The following is a 6,000-nucleotide window of genomic DNA, read 5'->3' on the forward strand; positions in this document are numbered from 1 at the left end:
AAACGGCAATGTTTATCCATTAGCACAAATCCATCCGCTTGATCGGCTATAAAAAAAACATCATAAGACAGAATGACTATATTTATTGAACTACATCAATGAAAATGAATCAATTCAGGCTTATTTTTGTTGTATTACAAACAAAAGAATTATCCGTATGAAATATATATTGGAAAACCCTGTCATCGGTCATATTGCCGAGCAGAAATATAAGACCAGCATCCACTGGAGGAATGGTGAATTTATTACGGATGAACCTGAAAAACTTGGCGGCAGAGATCTTGGGCCTGACCCCTACACCCTTCTTATCTCATCGCTTGTATCTTGTACCTTAGCTACTTTACGCATGTACATCGATAAAAAAGGGCTTGATATTCCAGAAATTTCAGTCAGTTCAAATATGTACCTCAAAATTGAAAAAGGACAGGTGGTTACATATTTTGATCGCGAGATAGCTTTTGGACAAATCTTAGCAGAGGATACCCGAGAACGCCTGCAACAAATTGCCGAAGAATGTCCCATTTCAAAAATTTTAAAGGGTAATGCCATTGTCAATACACTCATCAGGACAAATCCTTAAAAAAGAACATCATGAAAATCTTAACCTTTCTCATATTTGGTAAAAATGAAGAAATTCTCCTCACGCTCAAGAGAATCATTGAAAACACGCCCAACTGGAATGCATCGATACAATACGATTTGGATGCCTGTAAAAAACAGCTTATTGACGTCCCTGTAGATGTTTTATTATTGAGTTCGGGACTCTCGCCTCAGGAAGAGCATGAAATAACAGATCACCTTACGCGGCTCACTTATCCGATTGGTCTGATCAAACATTATGGCGGTGGAAGTGGACTTCTAAAAAATGAAGTCTATAGTCTTTTTCCAGACTTACTCTCCGTTTAATAAAGCACAGGATATAGCAATAGCGTCCTAGAAAAACAACCGAAAACCGTTAAAACTCTTTCTTTATTGAACTAGATCAATAGAAATCGACGGCCAATAGGCTAATTTTGGATACTAAATAATAAGATCATGAACAGACAGAACTTTATAAAAAAGGGACTTTTGGGTTCCGGGATATTTGCATCAACAGTGTCTTCAGCTGATATCTTGAAGAATGATATTGACGAGATAGAGCCGCTTGAAACGCTGGATGCCGAAGCTGTAAACTATAATTCAGACAAATTGGAAAACCATAGTGTCCTCCACAAGGCGGCTACACGCGGTCATGCAAATCATGGTTGGTTAGATAGCAATCATACGTTTAGCTTCGCCAATTATCACGACCCCGAACGTATGCACTTTGGTGTATTACGGGTGCTAAATGATGATATAGTGGCTGAAGGAAGAGGTTTTGGCAAACACCCGCACGATAATATGGAAATCATCAGTATTCCTTTGGAAGGTGATTTGCAACACGAAGACAGCATGGGTAACAAAGCCATTATCCGGAAAGGAGATATTCAGGTCATGAGCGCCGGAACAGGCATCATACACAGTGAATATAATAAAAACACCGATCAGGTAGTCAAGTTTCTTCAAATTTGGGTGTACCCTAATCAACGGAATGTGAGCCCCCGATACGATCAAATTACATTGGATATAACTCAAAGACAGAATAAATTCCAGCAAATTCTTTCTCCAAATCGAGAAGACGAGGGTGTATGGATCCATCAGGATGCCTGGTTTTCCATGGGGCATTTTGACAAGGACGTCCAAACAAAATACCGAATCAAAAAGGCAGGAAATGGTGTATATGTTTTTGTAATAAAAGGTAGTGTTACTGTCGAAGGAAAAGAATTAGAAAGCAGAGATGGCTTTGGAATATGGGATGTCGCTGAAATTAACCTCAAAGTAACCTCAGCAGATACTGAAATCCTGCTGATGGATCTTAGTATGATATTGGACTAATTAGGTGCATTATTTAGACATCATTTAACAAAAAAAGGGAGCCTATGAGGCTCCCTTTTTTGTTAAGGCTATTTATTTTAGAAAGTAACGGAATTCAGCTTTTTATCAACGAAGATACCATCTATTGCTTTCAGATTGAAATTGACATTACGTTTTGCTTTCAATTTGATCTTAAATAAAACTTCAGATCCATTCAAAGTCTCCTTGTTGCCCAGATTAACAAAAGTAGCATACAGAGCCTTACTTCCATTGGTGTGAAGACGATCGTTGCTATAATTGTTCATCTCCTTTAAATGTACGGACTCAATACCGACATATTCAAAATCACCCTGATTGTAAGGAAGAGCAAAACTAAGTGCATTGACAGCTTTAAGATTCTCTCCGCTAATACTGATCTCTACGGTTTCTCCCGACTTCAAGCTTGTTTTTGAGGGAACCAATTTTAGTTTACCAGCTACTTTTTCTTCTTTTGCTGGTTTTGCACCGCCTTCTATGACAACAGCAACATTGGAAATATCATAAGCGTCAATCAGATTATTTTTATTGACATCACCATTGCTGACATAACCTTCGAAATCTCCATCTCCCAGTCGCAATCCCGTGTAGTTAATATAGGAAGTCAAGTCATTATGATCGATCAATCGGTCATTATTAATATCGCCCGGTAAGTAGCTTGACGAACCTGGCACTTTAAACACATATAATTCTCTTCCTGAACCAAAACCTCCCACAGCTTCAGAAACTGAAATTTTGATAAATCGAGCCACCGGATGGGTTCCAAAATCAAAACGTTTCATTTCGCCATCACGTTTCCAGTCAAAACCACCAGCTTCCGTCCAGGTGTCCTTATCATTGCTATAGAATACTTTTCCTTTTAAAATGATGCCATTTCCGCCATCGGTTCTTGGAAGATATTCAAACTTATCCAATTGATTAACAGATTTTAGATCTAAAGTCATATCAAACGGAACAGCTGTCAGTCCCCATTTTGTATGCCACATATCCCCCTCATCATAATTGAACAATTTATTGATACCATTTCCGCCTTGGTTATCCACAGAAGTCTCTGCTTTGATTCCTTCGATGGCAAATTCCAATGGATTTGCCTTTGTTTTTGCGGCAAATGTACTCCAATCTGAAACACCAGATTTATTGACAGCTCTAATTTTAAACTGGTAATCAGTTTCCGCGGCCAATCCTTCGAATAGCAACTGACTGTCTTTGATGGTCGAATAGATCAGATTATTGAATTCAATTTCATAATAATCAGCATTTGCAACCTTTTCCCAGGTTGGGGTTAAGGTATATGCTTGTGTATGTTGATCTGTGATAACAGCTTTGGGCGAAGTCAAAGCACCGGTCTGAGCCAGATAGTTGTCAACAGGAGCATATTCGAAACCCTCCAATTGTACTTCTATTGCAGTCGATGAGACATCCTGTTTCGCTAGTCGTACCAGCAACTTCGGATTTTTCACCAAAGGTACTTTTTCAAATTCAGATCCCTTGGTTGCAAACTGATTCAGGTTTGGTTGTGCGTCGTAGAAATATACATTTTCAGAAGTATTGAACGCATCTAAGCTGTTCACTTCTTTAAGTTTATTATTTTTTCCATTGACCTTTACGGTCAATTTCTTAGGTGCTTTGGTAACGTTGAAACGAATTTCGGTAGACTTCATTTTTTCAAATCCGTCAAATTCGCCCTGTGTTGGAGCAATCGTAAAAACAACTTTATTATTGTTTAACTGCGAAGTTAGGGATGTAGTTACTCCCTTACCATACCGATAAGCCTCGGTTTTTCCATCATCATCATATTCCAGGAAATTGGAATTCCCATAAGGATACACCTCATAAATACGTTGATCCTTTTTGATTTCCAGCACATTATTATTCGGGTTGGTTACCGGAATAATAGCTCCATTTTTCACAAAAACAGGCAGCTTCCAAATAGGCACATTAAAGTTATTGATGATACGGCCACCCTGGTATTTTTCACCCGTAAAATAATCAATCCATTCACCATCCGGCAGGTAGATACCATTGCGTATATCATTTCCCTTCTCATCCACACGTGTTTCCTGATAAATCGGTGCCACCAGGAAATTTGGACCATAGAGGTACTGGTATTGCGTTGCCTTTCCAAGTGTATAAGCATTTGCTTGCTCTAAAAACATCGCGCGAATGATGGGCAGACCATCTACCGCTTGTTTTGCCACACTATAGCTGTAGGGAACCAATTGAGATTTCAATTTCAGATACAGACGATTGATCGAAGTAGCTGGCTCGCCCAAAGCATGAGGGTATTTCTCGTTCGAGCCCCAGCCATCCATATTGAGTTCCATGGGTGTCCAAGTCTTCCATTGAAAATCACGGATATTGACCTTGAAGTTTTTACCACCAAAGATCCCGTCCATGTCAGAGGTAATGTTGGGCTGGCCCGAAAGTCCCGAGCCTATATATGTTGGTATGTGGAATCGAATATACTCCCATACACCTCCAGTTTGGTCACCCGACCAGATACCCGCATAGCGCTGCGTACCTGCCCAACCATCCAATGAAATAATAAATGGACGAGCGTCGTTGCCATAGTAAGGCATGGTATGCCCTACATCAGCTACCCCGTTGAGACCAAAGGAGTATCCTGGGCCCACCCAGGCCACATCCGTCTTTAGGACTCTCACCCCCGCATCCCGAACCTCTTTTACTATATCACGTTGCAGTAATGCACTGATGCTGTCTTTGGGATGGAGATCAGACTGTGTCCATAAACCGATTTCCACACCATTCTTACGTGCATAATCGCCGAACTCTTTCAGGTTTTGGATATTTCCATCTAAAGATGCCGTTTGACCATATCCAGCACCGTAACCATCATTGGGAAGAATCCAACCCAAAGGCATGTCATGGGCTTTATAACGGTCTATGACTGCGCGAGCCGAAAATTGATAATTGTTTTTCTCGCCATTCAGCGATTCTTTGATTCCGCCATTGTCCTTTTGGCTTTCTTTATAGCGTTTGCCATCTTCAAAAAGAATTCCCTTTTCATCTTCTTTCCAAAAATCGCGGTTATAAGCATTAAGATGTCCTTCGTACAAACCAAATTTTGGTAGAAGAATTGGGTTACCCGTCAATTGGTAGAAATCGTTGAGCAAAGGCACAATACCGTCACCAACCATAAAAAAGACATCCAGATAATCCGTATCGTGGGCCAATTTGACTGTGCCAGCGGTTTTGGCTCCAAAGGCGTAACTTCCCTTCTTAAAAGTATGCCACATAAAACCATACCCTTTGGTTGACCAGTAATAAGGGGTTGGAGAGGCAACACCGCCATCGGTCCAGCTGTTCTGATTTTCGATAGCAATTACTTTTCCCTTATGTGAAAAACGTCCATTTTGAACGCCACCACCAAAAAAGTACTCATCCGCATTTTCCTTTAATTCAAGGCTTACTTGTTTGTCCTCAAAAACGACCGGCTTTAAGCTTTCAACTACAATCTTATTGGTTTTACGATTAAGGATACTAAACTGTGAAGTCTGTTTATCCATTGAAAAAAGAATATCGTTGGTGGAGATGCTGACCTTATTACCTCCATCCTTTACCTCAAGCCCAGTGACTGTTTTCCGAGGTTGCTCTACCAATATTTTTGCTTCGGGTTTTGCTTCGGGATCACGGATTATACCGCCATGAACATCCTGGAACATCCTAAAAATATGATTACCGTAGAAATCTAAAGTAAGACGTTGACCATTATCGTATACAATCTCGACTGTTGTCGGATTAATTTTCTGAATCGTGATAATACGGTTTCCGTGATCGCGACCCATTGTATTATAATAATTGATCGTACTTACTTTAGCGTCAACTCGAGAGGGTTGAAAAATAAAAGGAGAAGCCAATCCCATCAGTAAACTGACTTGTGCTTTTGTGCTCCAAAAAGATATCTTCATGCGTATGATTTATAATGCATTAAATTAACATAACAATAATACAATAGTAAATCGAAGTAAAAAAGGAATTATGGAATGCAAACGATTGTCCAATAATAATGTTGCAGGCTAGCGGCGGTTTCGGAACAGCTTCCGATGGAGC

Annotated in this window: 4 protein-coding genes; 3 read left to right on the forward strand and 1 reads right to left on the reverse strand. The window is 40.0% G+C overall.

Annotated elements, in window-relative coordinates:
* The first annotated feature begins 157 nt into the window (after positions 1-157).
* The 3 genes from B3H30_RS06280 to B3H30_RS06290 all read left to right on the forward strand — a co-directional run bounded on the left by B3H30_RS06280 (position 158) and on the right by B3H30_RS06290 (position 1,914).
* Positions 158-580 carry an OsmC family protein gene (locus B3H30_RS06280; RefSeq protein ID WP_070563780.1) on the forward strand — a complete coding sequence of 141 codons (423 nt, stop codon included), beginning with the start codon at positions 158-160 and terminating at the stop codon, positions 578-580.
* A gap of 11 nt (positions 581-591) precedes the next feature.
* On the forward strand, positions 592-906 hold the full coding sequence (locus tag B3H30_RS06285) for a hypothetical protein (RefSeq protein WP_070563783.1): 315 nt from the start codon (positions 592-594) through the stop codon (positions 904-906).
* Positions 907-1,035: 129 nt separating this feature from the next.
* Positions 1,036-1,914 (forward strand): pirin family protein, encoded by an 879-nt coding sequence (locus B3H30_RS06290; RefSeq protein WP_070563786.1) that lies wholly within the window; start codon positions 1,036-1,038, stop codon positions 1,912-1,914.
* 77 nt (positions 1,915-1,991) lie between these two features.
* On the opposite strand, the gene B3H30_RS06295 is transcribed toward B3H30_RS06290, so the two are convergent.
* Complete coding sequence (locus B3H30_RS06295; protein WP_286833722.1) at positions 1,992-5,858, reverse strand: TIM-barrel domain-containing protein; 3,867 nt, start codon at positions 5,856-5,858, stop codon at positions 1,992-1,994.
* Positions 5,859-6,000 lie beyond the last annotated feature (142 nt).

It is taken from the genome of Sphingobacterium sp. UBA7038 (genome assembly GCF_002494055.1).
In the GTDB taxonomy this organism is placed as follows: domain Bacteria; phylum Bacteroidota; class Bacteroidia; order Sphingobacteriales; family Sphingobacteriaceae; genus Sphingobacterium; species Sphingobacterium multivorum.

Excerpts from the sequence above, each read along its gene's own strand:
- B3H30_RS06280 (WP_070563780.1), top strand. The coding sequence starts at position 158 with ATGAAATATATATTGGAAAACCCTGTCATCGGTCATATTGCCGAGCAG.
- B3H30_RS06285 (WP_070563783.1), top strand. The coding sequence starts at position 592 with ATGAAAATCTTAACCTTTCTCATATTTGGTAAAAATGAAGAAATTCTC.
- B3H30_RS06290 (WP_070563786.1), top strand. The coding sequence starts at position 1,036 with ATGAACAGACAGAACTTTATAAAAAAGGGACTTTTGGGTTCCGGGATA.
- B3H30_RS06295 (WP_286833722.1), bottom strand. The coding sequence starts at position 5,858 with ATGAAGATATCTTTTTGGAGCACAAAAGCACAAGTCAGTTTACTGATG.